The sequence below is a fragment of the Nocardioides cynanchi genome (assembly GCF_008761635.1).
In the GTDB taxonomy this organism is placed as follows: domain Bacteria; phylum Actinomycetota; class Actinomycetes; order Propionibacteriales; family Nocardioidaceae; genus Nocardioides; species Nocardioides cynanchi.
The window spans coordinates 2470357-2489156 of the sequence record NZ_CP044344.1 but is presented as its reverse complement, the minus strand read 5'-3'; the positions used below and the strand labels follow the sequence as shown (position 1 = coordinate 2489156).

The following is an 18800-nucleotide window of genomic DNA, read 5'->3' as shown; positions in this document are numbered from 1 at the left end:
CGGTTCCCGGATGCTTGCGGAGCTCGAACTGGATCAAGGTGTCGCGTCTCCAAGCCCGCCGCGGCAGCCGATCTGGTGCGGGGTGATCCGCTTTCGTCCTCAGCACGGCCCGGGACGCGCGACACCCTGATCCAGATCGAGCCCGCGGACGGGTGACTAGGGCGTGGTCCCACGTGCTCCACGCTGGTCCGGCGGCGCGGGCGAGAGCGCTGGCGAGTCGTCGGTCAGCACCTGCGCGGAGAAGTCCGCGGCGGCACGGTCGAAGGTGCCGCTGTGCCGCAACATCGCGTGCTTGCCGCCCTCGACGGTGCGGAACTCGACGTCGGTGCGGCGGGACAGCTGCTCGGCGACGGCCCGCGCGCGGGCGTACGACGCGATCCGGTCGTCGGTGCCGTGCACGAAGAGCAACCGCCCCGGGGGGTCGACCCGGTCGTCGCCGGGCAGGAGGTAGGCGTTCAGCATCACCGCGCCGACCACGCCGGGCTCCGTGGAAGCCCGGAGCGCGGCCCGTCCGCCGAGCGAGTGCCCGGCCAGGACGACCGGCACGTCGCCGTACCGCTCCCGGACCTCGGCCAGCGCCCAGCGGACGTCGGCCAGGGGCGTGTCCTCGGAGCCCCAGCCGCGCTGGGAGTTGAGGAGACGGAAGACGGCCAGGCCCCGCCTCCGCGCCACCCGGCGGGCGATCGGCACCATCCGGAGCACCGACAGCTGGGTCGGGCTCACCGCGACGGCCTCCCGCCGGGCGGCGCCCCCGTGCAGCACCAGCACCACGCCGCGGGGCTGCCGCGGCGTCCGGACGGCAACGAGACGGGGTGCGAGCTCCATGGAGGGTCAACACCACCGGACCCGTCGGCAATTCCGGTTGAGCCGCTTGGCGCGAGGGGTTACCGTTTCGTCGTACACGGGAAAGGAGGTGGTCCAGAGTTGAATACTTCAAGGACGCGTGAGGTGGCTGCGGTCTAGCAGCAACCGGCCAGCCCGAAGTGTTGCTGGCAATTCCAACGCAGACACCCAGCCCGCAGGTGATCGAGGCCAAACGTCCGGCCGCGAGGGGCTCCCGTCCGGGGCCACACCTGCGGGTTGTCTGCATTTCCGGTGAGGAGCGGGGTGGGTCCCGTCACAGTCCGGAATAAAGTTGTCTCTGACAACCTTTGATCCTGCGTGAGCCAGTCGATCCCCACGTCCCCCGCCGCGCCGTCGGCCCCGATGACCCATCGCGAAGTGCTCGAGGCGCTGTCAGGTCTGCTGTTGGCCATGTTCGTGGCCATGCTGTCCAGCACCGTGGTCTCCAACGCCCTGCCCCGGATCGTCGAGTCGCTGCACGGCAGCCAGACCGGCTACACGTGGGTGGTGGTCGCCACGCTGCTCACCATGACGGCCTCGACCCCGATCTGGGGCAAGCTGGCCGACCTGTTCAGCAAGAAGCTGCTGGTCCAGACCGCCCTGGTCATCTACGTGGCCGGCTCGCTGGCCGCCGGGATGGCTCCGAGCATGGGTTTCCTGATCGGAGCCCGCGCCGTGCAGGGGATCGGCGTCGGGGGCCTGACCGCGCTGGTCCAGGTCGTGATCGCCAGCATGGTCACGCCCCGCGAGCGCGGCCGCTACTCCGGCTACATCGGAGCCGTCTTCGCCACCGCGACCGTGAGCGGCCCGCTCATCGGCGGCCTGATCGTCGACACCCCGGGCCTGGGCTGGCGCTGGTGCTTCTTCGTGGGCATCCCGGTGGCCGCCGCGGCGTTCGTGGTGCTGCAGAAGACCCTGCACCTGCCCGTCGTACGACGTGAGGTCCACATCGACTACCTCGGTGCGGTCCTGATCATGTCGGGCGTCAGCCTGCTCCTGGTCTGGGTCAGCCTGGCCGGCTCGTCGTTCGCCTGGGGCTCGGCCACCAGCGTCGGACTGGTCGGCCTCGGTCTCGTCGTGCTGGCCGCCGCCGTCTTCGTGGAGGCCCGGGTCGCCGTGGAGCCGATCATCCCGCTCCGGCTCTTCCGGGACCGGACCACGGCCCTGGCCACCGCGGCGTCGGTGATGGTGGGCATCGCGATGTTCGGAGCGACGGTCTACCTCAGCCAGTACTTCCAGCTCGCCCGCGGGATGAGCCCCACCCGCGCCGGGCTGATGACGGTCGCGATGGTCGGCGGCCTGATGCTCTCGAGCATGGTGACCGGGCGGATCATCACCCGCACCGGGCTGTGGAAGCGCTACCTGGTCGGCGGCATGGCGCTCGTGGTGGCCGGGCTGCTGCTGCTCAGCCTGATCGACGCCACCACGTCGCTGTGGCAGGTGGGGGCCTCGATGGCGGTGCTCGGGCTCGGCCTCGGTGCGGCGATGCAGAACCTCGTGCTCGCCGTCCAGAACAACAGCGCCCAGTCCGACCTCGGCGCGGCCAGCTCCGTGGTCTCGTTCTTCCGCAGCCTCGGCGGCTCGATCGGCGTCTCGGTGCTCGGTGCCGTGCTCAGCTCGCAGGTGGCCACCTCGGTCCGCTCCGGCCTGGCGGCGACCGGCGTCCAGGGCGGCGCGCACCAGACCAGTGACATCCCGGTCCTGTCGGCGCTGCCGGCCCCGGTGCGGGCGCTCTACGAGTCCGCGTTCGGTGAGGCCACCGGCCATCTCTTCCTGATCGCCGCTCCGTTCGCCATGCTGGCTCTGGTGTGCGTGCTGTTCATCCGCGAGGTCCCGCTCCGGACGACGATCCAGCGCGTGGACGAGGCGGTCATGGACGATGTGCAGGAGCCGGTCGGTGTCGCGGGCTGACGAGCTCGGCCGGCTCGAGCAGGAGGTCGCGGTCCTGATCCGGCGGATCCGCCGGGTCATCGGCGAGCGCGCCCGGGCGGTGCACCCGGACCTCCAGCCCGCGTCGTACCTGATGCTGAGCCACCTGGTCTCCTCAGGTCCGCAGCGCTCCTCGGTGCTCTCGGAGCACTTCGGGGTCGACAAGGGTGCGATCAGCCGCCAGGTGCAGCACCTGGTCGAGCTGGGGCTGCTCGACCGCGAGCCGGACCCGGCGGACGGCCGCGCCACGCTGGTCTCGCCCAGCGCCGACGCCGTGCGCCGGATGCGGTCGATCAGCGTGGAGCGCCGCCAGTGGCTCGACGAACGGCTCGGCGCGTGGTCGGAGGACGACCTGCGTGGCTTCGTTGCCGGCCTGGCCCGCTACAACGCCGCCCTGGACCGCGACTGACGGTGCGCGACCCGCGCGTCAGGTCAGCCAGACCGCAGTGTCGGGTGGCAGCAGGCCGCGGTCGTCGAGCGGGCCGCTGGCCACCACCACCTCGCCCGCGGGCAGCCGCACCGGCCGGGGCCCGCAGTTGCACACGACGGTCAGCGGGCCGCGCCGGAACTCCAGCACCGTGACCCGGTCGGTGACCAGCTCGACCGGCTCGGCCAGGCCGACGAGGCGCCGGCGCGCCCGCAGGGCGGTCCGGTAGAACTCCAGGGTCGAGCCGGGATCCTTCTTCTGCGCAGCCACGGTCAGCGGTGCCCAGTCGTCGGGCTGCGGGAGCCAGGGCGTGGTGCCGGCCGGGCCGAAGCCGTACGGCGCCCGGCTGCCGCGCCAGGGCAGCGGCACCCGGCAGCCGTCGCGCCCGGGCTTGCCGGTGCGGAACCAGGCAGGGTCCTGCCGGAACTCCGGGGGTACGTCGACCTCCTCCAGCCCGAGCTCCTCACCCTGGTAGAGGTACGACGACCCGGGCAGCGCCAGCATCGCCAGCGTGGCCGCGCGGCCGCGGGCCACGCCGACCTGCCCACCGCCGTACCGCGTCGGATGGCGGATCACGTCGTGGTTGGACAGCACCCAGGTCGGCACCGCCCCGACCGGGGCGACCGCCGCCAGCGAGCTGGTGATCACCTCGGCGAAGGCCGACGCCGACCACGGGGCCTGGAGCCAGGTGAAGTTGAACGCCTGCTGGAGCTCGTCGGGGCGGACGTAGCGGGCCATCGACTCCGGGGTCTGGGTCCAGGCCTCGGCCACGCCCATCCGGTCGCCGTCGTACTCCGCCAGGATCCGGTGCCAGGAGCGGTAGACGTCGTGGACCTCGGGCTGGTCCCACATCGGCTCGTCGCCCAGATGCTGCGGGACCAGGCTTCCGGCCGCCTCGTGCTGCTGCTTCGCCCGCTGCTCGTCTGCGGGCGGGGGCTTGTCGAGGTCGCGCTGGTCGCGCAGCGTCTTGACCTTGAACAGGCCGTGCGCGACATCGACCCGGAAGCCGTCGACGCCACGGTCGAGCCAGAAGCGCAGGACGTCCTCGAACATCGCCGGCACCTCGGGGTTGCGCCAGTCGAGGTCGGGCTGGGTGGTGTCGAAGAGGTGGAGGTACCACTCGCCGTCCGTCAGGCGGGTCCAGGCCGGGCCGCCGAAGACCGACTGCCAGTTGTTGGGTGGCGTGGCTCCGCCGCGACCCTTGCCGGTCCGGAACAGGTAGCGGGCCCGTTCCGGGCTGCCGGGCGGGGCGGCGAGGGCCGCTTGGAACCACGCGTGCTCCGAGGAGGTGTGGTTGGGCACGAGGTCGACGACCACCTTGAGGCCGAGGTCGTGTGCCGTCGCGAGCAGGGTGTCCGCGTCGGCCAGCGAGCCGAACCGCGGGTCGACGTCGACGTAGTCGGACACGTCGTACCCGGCGTCGTGCTGGGGCGAGGGGTAGAACGGCGTGATCCACACCGCGTCGACACCGAGGTCGCGCAGGTAGGGCAGCCGCGAGGTCAGCCCGGGCAGGTCACCGAGGCCGTCGCCGTCGGAGTCGGCGAAGCTGCGGATGTAGACCTGGTAGAAGACGGCCTCCTTCCACCAGGGATCCGTGGGGGTGCTCATGCGAAGGCCGCCGGGTCGACCGCGACCCACAGGTGCTCGGCGGTGCCCACGACCCGCCCGTCGGCGTCGTACAACGAGGAGGAGGTCCAGGTCTTGCGCCCTTTGCTGCGACCGCCGCTGCCGACGATCACGTGCTCCTCGCCGATCACCGGCAGGGAGTCGAGGCGCGTGGTCATCCGGGCCAGCACCATCAGGCGCTCCTCGAGGTCTCCGGCCCAGCCGCCGACACAGTCCAGCGCCGCCCACGTCACCGGCACGCTCGCGCGCGGATGCTCGTCGGCGTAGGAGTGGTAGTCCTCGGCCACGCTGGCGTCGGGCGTCCAGGTGGCCGCCACCCGGACGGCGCCGTCGTGGTCGGCGACCCGGCCGGGGAAGATCCGCAGCCCGTCACCTTCGGCGCGCCCGGTGCCGCAGGCGAAGCAGGTCGGGAACGGGTGGCTGACCAGACCGGCGTACGCCGCCGTGGCCGCGCGCGCCTCGTCCGGTGGCACCGGCTCGACGTCCACGAGGTCCTCGTGGGTGCAGCGCGCGGTGGCGACGACGTCGTCCTCGTGCAGCGCGGCGACGCCTCCGTCGGCGGCGGCGATCGACATGGGGGTCTCCAGCGGCGGCGGCCGGCGCAGCGAGACCTCGATCGTGGGCCACGGCCGGGCGTGGTCGTCGGGGCACTCGCCCCCGGCGTGGACCGACAGCGCGCCGGCGGACCAGCCGCCGTTACCGGACGACGGGGGGCCGCAGTAGCGGGACGGCACCAGCAGGTCGTTCATGGGGCTCCTCGGGCTCCGGAGGCCTGGGCGGACCGGCACCACTCTGCCAGCCGTTGCCGGATGGGCCACAATGACCCAGTGATGAGGCAGTGAGGTTCCCGTGAGCGATCTGATCGACACCACCGAGATGTACCTCCGGACCATCTACGAGCTGGTCGAGGAGGGCATCGTTCCGCTGCGCGCCCGGATCGCCGAGCGGCTCCACCAGTCCGGCCCCACGGTGTCGCAGACGGTCTCGCGCATGGAGCGCGACGGCCTGGTCACCGTCGAGGGCGACCGCCACCTCGAGCTGACCGGCGAAGGGATGCGGCTGGCGACCCGGGTGATGCGCAAGCACCGGCTGGCCGAGCGGCTGCTGACCGACGTGATCGGGCTCGACTGGGAGCTGGTCCACGCCGAGGCCTGTCGCTGGGAGCACGTGATGTCCGAGACCGTCGAACGACGCCTGGTCGAGCTGCTCGACCACCCCACGGAGTCGCCGTACGGCAACCCGATCCCGGGCCTCGACGAGCTCGGCGAGACCGCCCCCGACGAGCTGGTCGAAGGGCTGTGGCTGCTCGCGGACCTGGCCGGCGCGGAGCTCTCGAGCGTCCGGGTCCGGCGGATCTCCGAGGAGCTGCAGAAGGACGAGCCACTGATGGGCACCCTGCGCCGGATCGGTGCGGTGCCCGACAAGGTGATCGGGGTCAGCATCACGCCGGCCGGGGTGCTGGTCGGCTCCGGCGGTGAGTCGGCCGAGCTCGACCTCGAGGCCGCGAGCCACATCTTCGTGTCCCGCGTCTGACCCCGCCGAGTCGGCGCACACAGGCGTCCAGACGACGCTGAGTCGGCACAAACAGGCGTTCAGATCACGCCGAGTCGGCGCAAACAGGCATGGGCGACAGGCCGAGTCGGCGCAAAGAGGCGTTCGATCACGCTGAGTCGGCGCAAAGAGGCGACTTTAGTACGACGGGTCGGCGCGGGTTGTCCTGTCCACGTCGCGCCGACTCGCGCAGACCTGACTGCCTCTTCGCGCCGACTCGGGCAGTCCTGACTGCCTGTTCGCGCCGACTCACCGGCTGTGGGGTGCCTCTTCGCGCCGACTCAGCGGCCGTGGTGTGCCTCTTCGCGCCGACTCAGCGGCTGTGGGGTGCCTGTTTGCGCCGAGTCAGCGGGGGCGGGCGTGGGAGAGGGTGACCAGGAACTCCGAGCAGCCGGACTCGAGCTTCACGGTGGCCAGGTCGTCGCCGCGGGTGGCCCCCCGGTTGACGATCACCACCGGAACCCCGGCCTTCGCGGCGCGGCGTACGAAGCGGAAGCCGCTCATCACGGTCAGGGACGAGCCCACGACGAGCAGCGCGTCGTCGGGAGTGAGCGCGTCGACGGCGTCGTAGCACTGCTGGACCCGGGCGGCCGGCACGTTCTCACCGAAGAACACGACGTCCGGCTTGAGCACGCCACCGCACGCCTCACAGTCGGGTACGACGAACCCCGCGGTGTCGTCGAGCTCCACGTCGCCGTCCGGCCGGCTCAGCACGTCGCCGTGCGCCTCGGCGAAGCCGGGGTTGGCCGCCGCCAGGCGCTGCTCGAGCAGCGACCGGCTCGTCGTACGTCGGCACGAGAGGCAGACGACGTCCGAGATCCGCCCGTGCAGGGCAACCAGCCGCCGGCTCCCGGCGGCCTCGTGCAGGCCGTCGACGTTCTGGGTGATCAGGAGGTCGGGATCGAGCCGGGCCAGGGCGCGGTGGCCGTCGTTGGGCTCCGCGTGGCGCATCCGGCCCCAGCCGAGGTGGCTGCGCGCCCAGTAGCGCTGCCGGGCGACCGGTCCGCCGACGAACTCCTGGTAGGTCATCGGCTGCCGGGACACCGAGCCCGGGCCGCGGTAGTCGGGGATGCCGGAGTCGGTGGACAGACCCGCGCCGGTGAGCACCACGAGGCGCGGCCCGAGCAGCACCGCGGGCACGAGCGCGTCGGGTGCCTGCAGGGCCACGGGTCAGCTCGCGTAGCGGGCGCGGGATCGGGCCCGCGCCTTCTCGGCCTCGACCTCGCGGTTCTTCGGCGGCGCCGCGGTGACCCAGTCGTCCAGCAGGTGCTGGGTGATGTGGGCGATCTCGTGGACGGCGCGGTCGAACGCCTCCTGATTGGCCGCCGACGGCTTCGCCGAGCCGCTCACCTTGCGGACGAACTGCAGCGCGGCCGCGGAGACCTCGGAGGACGTGGCCGGGGGCTCGAAGTTGTTCAGCGGTCGGATGTTGCGGCACATGGCTCCCAGCCTACGTCGGGCTCACGGATGCAGGAACCGTACGGCGGACGGCGTCACCAGCAGCACCCGACCGTCGGGGAGGGGCAGCGTCCGGATCCCGGCCGGGCCGGTCGCCGAGGTGACCGGGACCAGGTGGCCGTGCAGCGTGCCGTGCTGGATCCGCAGCACGGAGATCCACGCCTGCGGGCCGCCGTAGCCCTGGGAGACCACGGTGAGCAGGGTCCGGCTGTCCGGCAGCCAGGTGACCTGGTGCGGGTCGAGGCCGGCCTGGGCGATGCTGCCCGCCGGGTAGCGGACGGTGCCGACGGCGCGGGGGTGGGCCAGGTCGGCGATGCCGACGAGCGTGGCCTTGGCCCGCTCGGCCCGGACGGGGGGCTGGCTGACCGGCCCGCCGGAGACGGTGCCGGCGTCCGGCGCCGAGCCGCTGCCCTCGGGCGGGATCGGAGACGTGCTGGCCGGCGGCATCGTCGGCATCGGTGGTACGTCGACGGGGGTGGGGGAGGGCGCGGTCTGGCCGAGACCGAGCAGCAGGTGGCCGCCCACCGGGTGGAGGTACGACGACCAGCCCGGCAGGTGCAGGGCGCCCCGCACGCGGGGGTCGGTCGGGTCGGAGAGGTCGAGCACGTAGAGCGGGTCGACCTGCTGGAAGGTGACCATCACGGCCAGCCCGTCGAACCACCGCATCGAACGGATCTGCTGGTCCACCCCGAGCCCGTCGAGCCGGCCGACCTCCACGAGGCGTCCCGTCGTCGGCCGCAGCAGCACCACGGAGTTGGTCGGCGCACCGCCCACCGAGCCGACCGCCACGCGCAGCACTCCGCCGGACTCGTCCATCGACCACGAGCTCGCGACCTGCCCGTCCACCGAGCCGGCGCCGACATACGTGGCGGAGGTGCCGGAGAGGTCGAAGGCGTAGAGCTCGGTGGAGCTGTCGGGGGCCTGGGGCAGGGCGTCGGGGCCGGTCTGCGTGCTGGTCCCCGAACCCGGCTGGGGTGCGAGCTCGCGGCAGCAGCCCCACGGCGCCGGCTCGGGGGAGGTGGCGACGTACAGGTGGGTGGGGGAGACGTAGGCGAGCGTGGAGCCGGTCGCCACCGCGGTCGCGTCGGCGGTGGTCGGGTCCGACGGGTCCAGGCCGACCACGGTCAGCGTGCCGAGGCCGCCGAAGGTGTCGGGCACGGCGACGTTCGTGCAGGGCACGACCACCCGCGGCGCGCTGCGGCCGTCGGTCATCGTCGGCAGCCACTGGTCGATCGTCGACTCCCGGACCACGGCCTGGTTGGCCTTCAGGGCCTCATCGGTGGACCGGGTGCCGTCGGGCGTGACGAACGGCAGGGCGGGCAGGCCGCTCGACAGCACCAGCCGGACCACGCCGCCGGCCTGCCGGGCGGTGACCAGCGAGCCGTCGTACCTGGTGGCGCCGACCTCGGTGGGCCGGGACGGGTCGGAGAGGTCGAACGTCCGCACCATCGTCGACGGCGGCGGGGAGCCGTACGACGCACCGGCGGTCGGTGACCCGGGGGTCGCGCCGACGGCGACGAGGCGGTTGCCGTCGAGCAGCAGCTGCGTGCCCGACATCCCCAGCAGCGGCACGGATCCGAGCTCGCGTGGGCGCCGGCCGGACACGTCGTACGTCGTCACCGTGTCGTCGACGACCCGGGCCAGGACCGTGCCCGAGACCTTGGCGATGTCGGGCTCGTCGACCCCGGCCTCCTGGACGTTGGTGCCGGTCGCACTGCCGGTGGCCGTGTCCAGCGGCGCACCGGCACTCGCGTCGCCGCCCGCCGTGCCCAGCCCGACGGCGGACCCCGGCACGGCCCCGCCGTCGTAGACCACGGGGCCGTTCCAGCCCCACGCGGTCACCCGGTCGACGGCGTGGTCGACGTACCACCGGAGCAGGTCGGGGCACGACCGTCCGGTGCCGAGGTCCTGGCCGGCCAGCCGGACCGGCGAGGTGGAGGTGTCGGCGTTCCGGGAGGCGACCGCGAAGCCCGCCACGAACGCTGCCAGCACACCGAGGACGACTCCGACGACGCTCGCGGTACGGCGGAACACGGTGCTGGGCAGGCTCATGGCCATCTGACGACCGCGCTGGCCGCCCGGTTCCACCGGGTGCCACGATGGGCCGCATGACCGACTCCCCCCGCGCGGACCGGGCCTTCGACATCGTCCTGTTCGGCGCCACCGGCTTCACCGGGCGGCTGACCGCGGAGTACCTCGCCCGGCAAGCGCCCTCGGGGCTGCGCTGGGCGCTGGCCGGACGCAACCCGGACAAGCTCGCCGGGGTGCGGGAGCACCTGGCCGGCATCGACCCGGCGCTGGCCGACCTGCCGTTGCTCACCGCCGACGCCACCGACCCTACGTCGCTGGCGGCGGTCGCCGGGCAGGCCCGGGTGGTGATCACCACGGTGGGCCCCTACCTCAGCTACGGCGAGCCGCTGGTGGCCGCCTGTGCCGCTGCCGGCACCGACTACGTCGACCTCACCGGGGAGCCGGAGTTCGTCGACCGGATGTACGTCGCGCACCACGCGACCGCCGTGGCGAGCGGCGCCCGTCTGGTCCACGCCTGCGGGTTCGACTCGATCCCGCACGACCTCGGTGCCTACCACGCCGTCCAGCAGCTGCCCGACGACGTCCCGATCACCCTGCGCGGGGTGGTCCGCTCGCGCGGCACGTTCTCCGGTGGCACCTTCCACTCGGCGATGACGCAGATGTCGCGCAGTCGGCAGATGAAGCAGGCGTCAGCGGCCCGGCGCAAGGCCGAGGGTCGCCCCGAGGGTCGGTCGTCCCGCGCGGTGTCCGGCAAGCCGCACCGCGACTCGGTGCTCGGTCGGTGGCTGCTGCCGCTGCCGACGATCGACCCGCTCGTGGTGGCCCGCAGCGGCGCGGCGCTGGCGTCGTACGGGCCGGACTTCCGCTACTCCCACTACGCCGGCACGAAGACGCTGCGGTACGCCGTCGGCGGCGCGGTCGGCGTGGGTGCGCTGGGGCTGGCGGCCCAGGTGAAGCCGGTGCGCAGCTCGATGCTCAAGCACATCAAGCAGGGGGACGGGCCCGACGCGGCCCGCCGCGCCAAGTCGTGGTTCAGCGTCGACTTCGTGGGTGAGGGTGGCGGGCGGACCGTCCGCACCCGCGTCTCCGGTGGCGACCCGGGCTACGACGAGACCGCCAAGATGCTGGCCGAGTCGGCGCTGAGCCTGGCCTTCGACGACAACCCGCCGACCGCGGGCCAGGTCACCACCGCCCAGGCGATGGGCGACCACCTGCTCGAGCGGCTCCAGGCGGCGGGCCTGTCCTTCGAGGTGCTGTAGCCGCTCCGGTCAGGGGACCGTGACGGTCACGTGGGTGCCGGCCGAGGTCTGGTGGTCGCCGCCGTGGTACACCACGGTCAGCCGGTGCCGGCCCGGCGCGAGCAGGGCCAGGCGGACACTGCCGTGACCGCCGCTGACCTGGAGCCTGCCAAGCCCGCGGCCCCGGAGCAGCACCCGCGCGTCCCCGGACGGTGAGGTGAGGCCCGGCGTGTGCACGTCGAGGGTCAGGTGCACCCGGCCGGCCGCGTAGGTCGTGTGCACGACCAGGCTCGGCACGGTCAGCACCGTGTCGGTGACCAGCGAGCGACGCTGGGTCGAGGTCCAGTGCTGCGCTTTCAGGGTGACCACGACGTGCAGGTGGTGGCGCACGTCGGCGGGACGCACGACGTACGTGGCCGCGCGGGCGCCGCGGATCGGGGTGGCGCCGCGGTACCACCGGTAGTGCGGGGTCGCGGCCGTCGGCGAGAAGGACGGCACCCGGGCGTGCAGCGTCCGGCCGAGGACCGCCCGGCCGGTGATGGTCGGCTTGGCGAACGCGGTGATGCCGAGGACGACCCGGTCGGTGCTCGCGGAGTCGACGTCGAGGGTCGTGTAGCCGGCCGCCTGGGCGGTGACCCGTACATGGAGGCGGGAGCCCGCGTCGGCCGCCGTGGGGGCGTAGGTGCTGTCGGTCGCTCCGGTGATCGGGTGCGTCCCGGCGTACCACTGGTAGGAGATCGCGTCGGGCGTGATCGACCACTCGCCGCTGGTGGCGTGCAGGGTCCGGCCGAGCATCGGCCGGCCCGAGACCTGCGGGGCCGTGGTCGAGCGGATCACGCCGGGCAGGGTGGCGGCGGTCGGCTGGCTGGTCACCATCGCGGTGAGGTAGCCGGGCCGGAGCGCGATCACCTCCACCGTGACCGCCTTGCCGAGGTCGAGGGCGGTCGGCGTGTAGGTGCGGGCGGTGGCGCCGGGGACCGGGAGGGCGTTGACGCTCCACTGGTAGTGCACCTCGGCGCGCGGGGTCCAGGCGCCGGGGTTGGCGCGGAGCTCCACACCGACCTGTGCGACACCCTTGACCGCCGGGGCTCGGGTGTTGAGGAAGGTGCCCGGCGCGACCGGGCCGGTGGCCGCGGAGGTCGTGGTCGCGGTGGCGTAGCCGGCCTGGTTCATCGTGACCTGGACCGAGATCTGCTTGCGGAGGTCGTCGGCGGTCGGGGTGTACGTCGTACCCGTGGCGCCGTCGATCGCGACGCCGTCGGCGAGCCACTGGTAGGTCGCCGAGCCGGCCGGCGTCCACGTGCCCGGGTCGGCGGTCAGCACCTGGTCGACCTGCGGGGTGCCGGTGATCGACGGCTGGACCTTGGTCACGAAGGTGCCGGGGGCGACGGCTGCGGTGGGCGCCGAGGCGACCTTCATCGTGGTGTAGCCGGGCGCGGTGGCGATCACCTTCACGTTGATGGCGTCGCCGAGCTGCGCGGCGGTCGGGACGAAGGTGGACGCGGTGGCACCGTCGATCACCTTGCCGTCGGCGAACCACTTGTAGGAGTAGGCGCCGGCCGGGCTCCAGGCGCCGGAGGTGGCGCTGAGCTGCACGCCCACCTGGGGGGTCCCGGAGACCGCGGGTGCGGCGCCGGCGACGAAGACACCGGGTGCGACCGACGGGGTGGGGTCGGTGCTGGCGGTCCCGCTGTGCGAGCCGGACTTGGTCGCGGTCACCTTGGCCCGCAGGTGCTTGGCCAGCTGCGCGGCGGTCGGCTTGAACGACTTGGTGGTGGCGCCCGAGATCGGGGAGCCGTTGGCCAGCCACTGGTAGTGGAAGGTCAGGTTCTTGGCGCTCCACGAGCCGTTCGACGTCGTCAGCTTCGCACCCACCTGGGCGGTGCCGGTGATCGTCGGCGAGGCGGTGTTGCGCACCACCGTGTCCTTGACGTGGATGAACCCCGAGGGCCACAGGGAGCTGCTCGTGGAGATGGTGCGGGTGTCGTAGAAGCCCTCGTGCAGGTAGTTGTACTCCTCGATCGTGATCGAGGAGTCGCCGACGACCTGCACCCAGGCGACGTGGCCGCGTGACGACCCCGCCGAGCCGGCGGCCCACCACGCGACGGCCCCACGGGTGGGGTTGTTGTCGACCGGGATGCCGAGGGACTTGGCCGCGTTCTTCCAGTTCGAGGCGTTGCCCCAGTGCGCACCCTCGAAGTAGTCGGTGAAGGCCACGTTGTTCTCGGAGTTCAGGCGCCAGGCCACGAAGGAGGTGCACTCGCGGTTGTAGAACAGCCACGGGTCCACCAGGGAGTCCTGGGCGGCGTTCTTCAGACGGGAGGGGTAGTCGTCGACTCCGGACGCAGCGCTGACCCGCTCCGGATGGAGCAGTGGAGCGGTCACCGCGAGCACACCAGCGACCAGGGCGAGCGCGCAAAGTCGTGTCAAGGGGACACGCCGTTGCGTGCGTCGTCTGATACGCATGTGACAGACGTTAACCGTGTGACAGCGGTTTGGTCAGGGGGTCGGCTGAACTACAAACCTGTGATTCGCGAGCCTCCGCCTGAGGGGTCCGACGAGGTCCATGCTCTCGCAGGATCGGCCGCCCCGCGGGCGATTCGGTCAGGCCGGATCGGCCAGCTTGGCCACCAGCGCGTCGCGGTCACGCCAGGCCGGCAGCGACCGGCCGGTGTGGCTCTCGACCCACGCGATCTCCGGCTCGCTGAGCTCGAACAACCGGTCCAGGTCGGCCACCGGCAGGTGGGGCTTCACGTGGGGAGCCTTGCGCTTGTGGATCGTGCGGTTGGGCCGGGCGGCGTCCAGGATCTCCTCGGTGACGTCCAGCCCGAGATCGCCCATCACCGTCGCCAGGAACTCCCGTGGCTGGGCCGCCAGGTCGTCGAAGAGGTAGACCGTCAGCCGCTCCTCGCCCAGGGCGCCGGCCCAGTGCTTCCAGTGCACCGAGTAGAGACCCAGGTCGACCAGGCCCATCGAGGGCGGGCAGTCGAAGATCCCCTCACCCTCCCGGACACGGCCGCGTGCGTTGTTGTGGTGGTACGCCGAGACCGCGCGCGACACGGGGTCGCGGAACACCAGCAGCACCCGCTCGAGCTCGTCGCCGAGGACCGCGGCCACGAAGTCCGCCGGCTCCCAGGCGCGGACCGGCGGAGACGACGGCCGGTCACCGCGGTGCCAGAAGTAGTGGGGCGTCGACTCGCCCCGCCAGCGCGCGTCACCGGCGTCGGCGAAGTGCTGCTCGTACGCCGCGAGGGCGGCGGCATCGCCGTAGTTGTCCGGGTTGCTGAAGAAGTCGAGCTCCTTCTGCCGGGTCATGAAGATGTCCGGATGGTGCCGCAGCATGCGGTGCAGCCACGTCGTGCCGCTCTTCTGAGCGCCAGCAATCATGAGGTTCGGCCGCACGGGCCGCACCATATCCGATGCGCTTCCCGCCGGCCGGTTGCCGCAGGGTCCGGGCGATGGGCGGGAAACCGGGGTGCCCCAGGCAGGAGTCGAACCTGCGACCTTTCGCTTAGGAGGCGGCTGCTCTATCCACTGAGCTACTGGGGCCGGAGCGCCTGCGCGGCGCCGCCCGATTGTGTCACGGGCCCTAGCCCCGGAACGCGGTCACTCCGGTCAGGGTCGGGACGAAGACGAAGCCGCCGTCGACGACCGACGAGGGGAAGTGGGTGAGGCTGCCGGCGTTGATCCGTTGTACGACGGACCCGTTGCGCAGCCGGAGCACCACCAGGTCGCCGCTGTCGCGGTCGGCGACGTAGACCCGCGAGCCGGCGACCACGGGCGAGCTGTAGAGGCCGCCTGCGGACCAGACCCAGTGCATGCCGTGCGCGCCGACGTGCAGCGCCCGGATCTGGTGCTCGCCCAGGCACGGCATCAGCACGGTGCGGCCGGCCACGGCCGGCCCGCCGAACGCCGTACAGCCGTCGAGCTCGGCGACGTCCGACCCGACCCCGTGGAAGTGCTGGCGCAGGAGGTAGACGGTGCCGCGCTTGCCCGCGATCACGATCCGGTGCACCCCGGGGACCGAGGCCGGTGACGACGAGCCGAGGTCGAGGTCCTGCTGGTTGTCGTCGCGCCACGTCGCCGGGGCGAACACCGAGAGGCGGTGCAGCCGTGTGGGGCTCAGCTCGGTGACCGAGTCGCTCTTGTCCCACCGCCCGTTGAGCTCGGCGCCGTTGCCGCTGGCGGCGTACACGTGGCCGTTGGGGCCGAGGATCGGGCCACCGGTCGCCCACATCCCGGCCTCGCGGGCGGTGGGGACCTCGTAGTGGAACGTGCGGCCGGCACCCGACGTCGACGTCGAGGTCACGTAGCCGACGTAGTTGTCGCAGTCGCCGGCGAGGCCGCCGAAGGTGACGACCACGCGGCCGTTCTCGACGAGGAGGGCGGACCGCTGCTGCTCCGCGCTGCGGTTGCGCTCGGGCAGCACGTCGAGGTTGCGGTGCCAGCGCTTCTGCCCGGTGGCCGCGTCGAGCGCCCAGAGCGTGTGGTGGCCGCCGTCGGTCTCCGCGACGACGAAGACCGAGCCGGTCGCCCTGTCGTAGGCCGGGGTGCCGGTGATGCCGAGCGGGTCGATGTCACCGCACGGCAGGCCGCTGCGCGGCTGGGGTGTGCCCAGCGACGTCGACCAGCGACGGTGCCCGGTGGCCGCGTTCAGGCCGACCACGTCGTTGCCCTCGGTGGCCGCGATCAGGGTGGTGCCGACGACCAGCGGCTCGCCGTACACGGCGTTGCCGAGGTCCGCGGACCAGGCCCGGTGCAGCGGCGAGGCTGCGGGGTGCGCGACGTGACCGGTGTGCCGGGCGTCGTGGTGCCACATCGGCCAGTCGGAGAACGTCGTGGCCGCCCGGTTCGAGCCGGTGTGGTGCACCAGGCCGGCCGGAGCGGCGGGCGCGGAGGAGCAGGCGGCGACCAGGATCAGCGCGAGGGGGGCCAGGACCGAGATCAGGCGACGCATGCGTCCAGTGTGCCGGTACGACGTACCCGCGTCACGCAGCCGAACCCGGGCACGGCGGCTCCGACCGCGACGCGGCACCGTCGGACGCCGGCGAATTGTCTCCCCGTCGTCCGCCGGTCACAATTTGGTCACGCCCCGTATGTTCGAGGCGTTCCGGCTGCGCCTGGCCGGACCTTCCCGTGTCTCCGAGGTCTGTCCCATGTCTGCTTCCCCGCCCGAACCGAGCACGTCTGCCGACGACTCGGTCGCCGGGAAGCGCAAGGGGAAGGTGAAGGCCCGGCACACCGTCGGCCGCGTCGTGCTGGCCACCATGACCGTGATCGCCCTGGCGACGGGCGTGAGCGTGGTCTACCTCTACCGGCACTACAACTCCAACCTCACCGTGCTCGACACCGGCGCCGCCCTCAAGAACCGGCCGAAGCACGTGGCCCCCACCGGTCCCTCGGGGCCGATCAACATCCTGGTGATGGGCTCGGACAACCGGGACGCCCCCGGGGACCACATCGACAACCTGACCGGCATCGGCAAGCGCTCGGACACCACGATCCTGCTGCACCTGTCGGCGGACCGGCAGCACGCCTACGGGATCAGCATCCCGCGCGACTCGGTGGTGCACCGGGCCGCGTGCTACGACACCACCGGCAAGCAGATCTCGGCTCCCACCGACGGCGCGATGTGGAACGACGCGTTCAACATCGGGGGCCCGGCGTGCACGATCGAGCAGTTCGAGCAGCTCACCCACGTGCCGGTCGACCACTTCGTCGTCGTCGACTTCGCCGGCTTCCAGGCGATGGTCGACGCGATCGGCGGCGTCGACGTCTGCATCCCGCACGCGGTCAACGACACCATCGGCCACATCACGCTGCCCGCCGGCACCCACAAGCTCTCCGGGATGCAGGCGCTCGACTACGTGCGTGAGCGCGAGGCGCTCGGGAACGGCTCGGACATCGGTCGGATCAAGCGCCAGCAGGCCTTCATCGCCTCGATGGCGCACACCGCGATCAGCGCCAACACGCTGGCCAACCCGCTGCACCTGACCAGGTTCCTGGACGCGACGACCAAGTCGCTGACGGTCGACACCGGTCTGAAGAGCATCGCCAAGCTGGTCGGTCTGGCCTACCAGTTCCGGCACATCGGCCTGAACAAGATCCAGTTCGTCACCACGCCGTGGATGGCCGACCCCACCAACGCCAACCGCGTGGTGTGGCAGACCCAGCCGGCCGCCGCCATGTGGAACGACATCGCCCACGACCGGCTCCTGCCGAAGTCGATCCTGAGCGGCTCGATCAACGCCAAGCACATCCCGGGTGTGACCCACAACCACAAGCCGGGGTCCAGCCAGGCCGCGGCCAACCTGGCCAACGGCCTCTGCGCCTGATGGTCCAGCCCGACCCCGACGCGGTGGCGCGCAAGCGCCGTCTCGACGAGGTGTTCGGCGACGTGCTGCCCGAGACCACCAACGACGAGCGTGACGACCGCGACCCGGGCGACGAGGCCTCGGACCGCTGGCTGCGCGAGCAGGTGCCCCCGCACCACGGGTGAGCGACGGGCGGTGCCGTCGGGCCGGGACCCGGCTCAGGGAGTCGGCGGCGTGATCGTGGCGGTGCCGCCACCGTTCTGCTGGGCGAGCAGGTCGCGGATCTCCTGGAGCAGCTTGACGTCCTCCGGGGTGCCGGGCTCGGGGCTCGGGAAGAAGCGCTCCTTCGCCTTGGTGTAGGGCACGACGATCGCGTAGTAGACGATCGCGGCGATCACCACGAAGGCGATCACGGTGTTGCCGAAGTGGCCGCCGAGGGTGGTGTCGTCGAACGCCGTCTTGATGCCCGGGATCACGCTGGTCAGCCAGGCCGTGAAGGCAGTGACGACGGCCGCGAAGGATGTGGCGATGATGAACGCGACGGCGATCTCGATCAGGTTGCCGCGGAGGATGAAGTTCTTGAACCCGGTCATGACTGCTCCCTCGTCACCGTCCCGAAGACGGCCCTGGCTGCTCGGACCGGACCACGCTAGCGGGAAATGACGACGCTGAGGAGGTCGGTCGCCGCCGCGGCCGCGATCCGGTCGACCTCGGAGGGCGCGGCCCCGACGACCACGAGCCGGCCGGTCAGGCCCGGGCTCCCGGTGGCCTGGCCGGGGTCGGGTCGCGGGATCGCCAGGACCGGCACGCCGACCGCGACGTACGACGCCGTACCCCGGCGTGGGTCCGCGGCGACCAGGTCGACCCGGTCGCCCGAGCGCAGCAGCCCGACGGCCGCAGCGTCGGCGATCCGGACCGGCAGGGCCACCCGACCGGGGTAGCCGTCGAGCAGCGACGCCGCCACCAGCCGGCTGTCGGTGACCGGCTCGCCGGCGCGGACCGGGCCGGCCAGCGTGCGCCCGGCCGCGTCGGGGGCGGAGCCGACCGGAGCGAGGTCGGCGGGGTACCTGCGTGGCACGAGGTCCGCGTCGGTCAGCACCGCTCCCGACGCCAGGTCGTGCGCGGCCACCTCGACGGTGACCGTCGGCCCCGGCGGTGGGCGTACGGCGTGCAGCCCGGCGAGCACGGCGCCCGCGGCGCAGAGCGCGGCCAGTGGTCGCCGTCGAGCGAGCACCAGTCGGCGCACGGCCCGGCGGGTGCGTTCACGACGTCCCCGCGGCGGGGGAGCGTCCGGCGACGGGATGGCGGCCATGGTCCGACCGTAGGTGGCTCGGACCGCCCGCGCGGGCGCTCTCCACAGGCGCCGGCGTCGGTGCTGTCGGC

17 protein-coding genes and 1 tRNA gene are annotated in these 18800 nt (G+C 72.6%); 6 read left to right on the top strand and 12 right to left on the bottom strand.

The window, feature by feature from the left end:
- Nucleotides 1–156: 156 nt before the first annotated feature.
- On the bottom strand, nucleotides 157–825 hold the full coding sequence (locus tag E3N83_RS12000; protein ID WP_151083477.1) for an alpha/beta hydrolase: 669 nt from the start codon (nucleotides 823–825) through the stop codon (nucleotides 157–159).
- A 336-nt stretch (nucleotides 826–1161) separates the two neighbouring features.
- On the opposite strand from E3N83_RS12000, the gene E3N83_RS11995 reads away from it, so the two are divergent.
- Together E3N83_RS11995 and E3N83_RS11990 are read left to right on the top strand one after the other, a co-directional pair.
- Nucleotides 1162–2754 carry an MDR family MFS transporter gene (locus E3N83_RS11995; protein WP_238342878.1) on the top strand — a complete coding sequence of 531 codons (1593 nt, stop codon included), beginning with the start codon at nucleotides 1162–1164 and terminating at the stop codon, nucleotides 2752–2754.
- Nucleotides 2741–3181, top strand: a complete 441-nt coding sequence (locus tag E3N83_RS11990; RefSeq protein ID WP_238342877.1) for a MarR family winged helix-turn-helix transcriptional regulator — start codon at nucleotides 2741–2743, stop codon at nucleotides 3179–3181. The genes E3N83_RS11995 and E3N83_RS11990 overlap by 14 nt, the downstream gene beginning before the upstream one ends.
- Before the next feature lie 18 nt (nucleotides 3182–3199).
- On the opposite strand, the gene E3N83_RS11985 is transcribed toward E3N83_RS11990, so the two are convergent.
- Both E3N83_RS11985 and E3N83_RS11980 read right to left on the bottom strand, forming a co-directional pair.
- Entirely contained in the window at nucleotides 3200–4807 is a 1608-nt protein-coding gene (locus tag E3N83_RS11985) for a glycoside hydrolase family 13 protein (protein WP_151083475.1), read from the bottom strand.
- On the bottom strand, nucleotides 4804–5574 hold the full coding sequence (locus tag E3N83_RS11980) for a hypothetical protein (protein ID WP_151083474.1): 771 nt from the start codon (nucleotides 5572–5574) through the stop codon (nucleotides 4804–4806). The genes E3N83_RS11985 and E3N83_RS11980 overlap by 4 nt, the downstream gene beginning before the upstream one ends.
- A 100-nt stretch (nucleotides 5575–5674) precedes the next feature.
- Between E3N83_RS11980 and E3N83_RS11975 the strand changes: the two genes are divergently transcribed.
- A complete protein-coding gene (locus E3N83_RS11975) occupies nucleotides 5675–6358 on the top strand; it encodes an iron-dependent transcriptional repressor DtxR (protein ID WP_151083473.1) in 684 nt (227 codons plus the stop codon).
- 363 nt (nucleotides 6359–6721) lie between these two features.
- Here E3N83_RS11975 and E3N83_RS11970 read toward each other — a convergent pair whose 3' ends face one another.
- From E3N83_RS11970 to E3N83_RS11960, 3 genes are read right to left on the bottom strand one after another with little or no spacing between them, the layout of a single operon-like run.
- Nucleotides 6722–7543 (bottom strand): NAD-dependent protein deacetylase, encoded by an 822-nt coding sequence (locus tag E3N83_RS11970; protein ID WP_151083472.1) that lies wholly within the window; start codon nucleotides 7541–7543, stop codon nucleotides 6722–6724.
- 3 nt (nucleotides 7544–7546) lie between these two features.
- On the bottom strand, nucleotides 7547–7816 hold the full coding sequence (locus tag E3N83_RS11965) for a DUF2277 domain-containing protein (RefSeq protein ID WP_151083471.1): 270 nt from the start codon (nucleotides 7814–7816) through the stop codon (nucleotides 7547–7549).
- A 21-nt stretch (nucleotides 7817–7837) separates the two neighbouring features.
- Complete coding sequence (locus E3N83_RS11960) at nucleotides 7838–9886, bottom strand: beta-propeller domain-containing protein (protein WP_151083470.1); 2049 nt, start codon at nucleotides 9884–9886, stop codon at nucleotides 7838–7840.
- A 56-nt stretch (nucleotides 9887–9942) separates the two neighbouring features.
- Here E3N83_RS11960 and E3N83_RS11955 point away from each other — a divergent pair, with 56 nt between their 5' ends.
- The gene (locus tag E3N83_RS11955; RefSeq protein WP_151083469.1) at nucleotides 9943–11124 is read left to right on the top strand and encodes a saccharopine dehydrogenase family protein; all 1182 of its coding nucleotides are present in this window, start codon (nucleotides 9943–9945) and stop codon (nucleotides 11122–11124) included.
- Nucleotides 11125–11133: 9 nt separating this feature from the next.
- On the opposite strand, the gene E3N83_RS11950 is transcribed toward E3N83_RS11955, so the two are convergent.
- The 4 genes from E3N83_RS11950 to E3N83_RS11935 form a co-directional block, all read right to left on the bottom strand.
- Nucleotides 11134–13488 carry a CHAP domain-containing protein gene (locus tag E3N83_RS11950; RefSeq protein ID WP_191907785.1) on the bottom strand — a complete coding sequence of 785 codons (2355 nt, stop codon included), beginning with the start codon at nucleotides 13486–13488 and terminating at the stop codon, nucleotides 11134–11136.
- 219 nt (nucleotides 13489–13707) lie between these two features.
- Nucleotides 13708–14505 carry a sulfotransferase family protein gene (locus E3N83_RS11945; RefSeq protein ID WP_191907784.1) on the bottom strand — a complete coding sequence of 266 codons (798 nt, stop codon included), beginning with the start codon at nucleotides 14503–14505 and terminating at the stop codon, nucleotides 13708–13710.
- 74 nt (nucleotides 14506–14579) lie between these two features.
- Nucleotides 14580–14652, bottom strand: a tRNA-Arg gene (locus E3N83_RS11940).
- Nucleotides 14653–14692: 40 nt separating this feature from the next.
- Nucleotides 14693–16060, bottom strand: a complete 1368-nt coding sequence (locus E3N83_RS11935; protein ID WP_151083466.1) for an outer membrane protein assembly factor BamB family protein — start codon at nucleotides 16058–16060, stop codon at nucleotides 14693–14695.
- Between the two features lie 199 nt (nucleotides 16061–16259).
- Here E3N83_RS11935 and E3N83_RS11930 point away from each other — a divergent pair, with 199 nt between their 5' ends.
- Nucleotides 16260–17438, top strand: a complete 1179-nt coding sequence (locus tag E3N83_RS11930) for an LCP family protein (RefSeq protein WP_191907783.1) — start codon at nucleotides 16260–16262, stop codon at nucleotides 17436–17438.
- A complete protein-coding gene (locus tag E3N83_RS19565) occupies nucleotides 17438–17602 on the top strand; it encodes a hypothetical protein (RefSeq protein ID WP_191907782.1) in 165 nt (54 codons plus the stop codon). The genes E3N83_RS11930 and E3N83_RS19565 overlap by 1 nt, the downstream gene beginning before the upstream one ends.
- Before the next feature lie 33 nt (nucleotides 17603–17635).
- Here the strand turns inward: E3N83_RS19565 and E3N83_RS11925 are convergent, their stop codons facing one another.
- Both E3N83_RS11925 and E3N83_RS11920 read right to left on the bottom strand, forming a co-directional pair.
- The gene (locus E3N83_RS11925) at nucleotides 17636–18010 is read right to left on the bottom strand and encodes an MscL family protein (RefSeq protein WP_151083464.1); all 375 of its coding nucleotides are present in this window, start codon (nucleotides 18008–18010) and stop codon (nucleotides 17636–17638) included.
- A 56-nt stretch (nucleotides 18011–18066) separates the two neighbouring features.
- Nucleotides 18067–18729 (bottom strand): SAF domain-containing protein, encoded by a 663-nt coding sequence (locus E3N83_RS11920; protein WP_151083463.1) that lies wholly within the window; start codon nucleotides 18727–18729, stop codon nucleotides 18067–18069.
- Nucleotides 18730–18800 lie beyond the last annotated feature (71 nt).

What these genes read in the sequence shown, in the direction of transcription:
- E3N83_RS11925 (WP_151083464.1), bottom strand. Translation starts at nt 18,010, where the DNA reads ATGACCGGGTTCAAGAACTTCATCCTCCGCGGCAACCTGATCGAGATC.
- E3N83_RS12000 (WP_151083477.1), bottom strand. Translation starts at nt 825, where the DNA reads ATGGAGCTCGCACCCCGTCTCGTTGCCGTCCGGACGCCGCGGCAGCCC.
- E3N83_RS19565 (WP_191907782.1), top strand. Translation starts at nt 17,438, where the DNA reads ATGGTCCAGCCCGACCCCGACGCGGTGGCGCGCAAGCGCCGTCTCGAC.
- E3N83_RS11965 (WP_151083471.1), bottom strand. Translation starts at nt 7,816, where the DNA reads ATGTGCCGCAACATCCGACCGCTGAACAACTTCGAGCCCCCGGCCACG.
- E3N83_RS11920 (WP_151083463.1), bottom strand. Translation starts at nt 18,729, where the DNA reads ATGGCCGCCATCCCGTCGCCGGACGCTCCCCCGCCGCGGGGACGTCGT.
- E3N83_RS11930 (WP_191907783.1), top strand. Translation starts at nt 16,260, where the DNA reads ATGTCTGCTTCCCCGCCCGAACCGAGCACGTCTGCCGACGACTCGGTC.
- E3N83_RS11935 (WP_151083466.1), bottom strand. Translation starts at nt 16,060, where the DNA reads ATGCGTCGCCTGATCTCGGTCCTGGCCCCCCTCGCGCTGATCCTGGTC.
- E3N83_RS11985 (WP_151083475.1), bottom strand. Translation starts at nt 4,807, where the DNA reads ATGAGCACCCCCACGGATCCCTGGTGGAAGGAGGCCGTCTTCTACCAG.
- E3N83_RS11960 (WP_151083470.1), bottom strand. Translation starts at nt 9,886, where the DNA reads ATGAGCCTGCCCAGCACCGTGTTCCGCCGTACCGCGAGCGTCGTCGGA.
- E3N83_RS11955 (WP_151083469.1), top strand. Translation starts at nt 9,943, where the DNA reads ATGACCGACTCCCCCCGCGCGGACCGGGCCTTCGACATCGTCCTGTTC.
- E3N83_RS11980 (WP_151083474.1), bottom strand. Translation starts at nt 5,574, where the DNA reads ATGAACGACCTGCTGGTGCCGTCCCGCTACTGCGGCCCCCCGTCGTCC.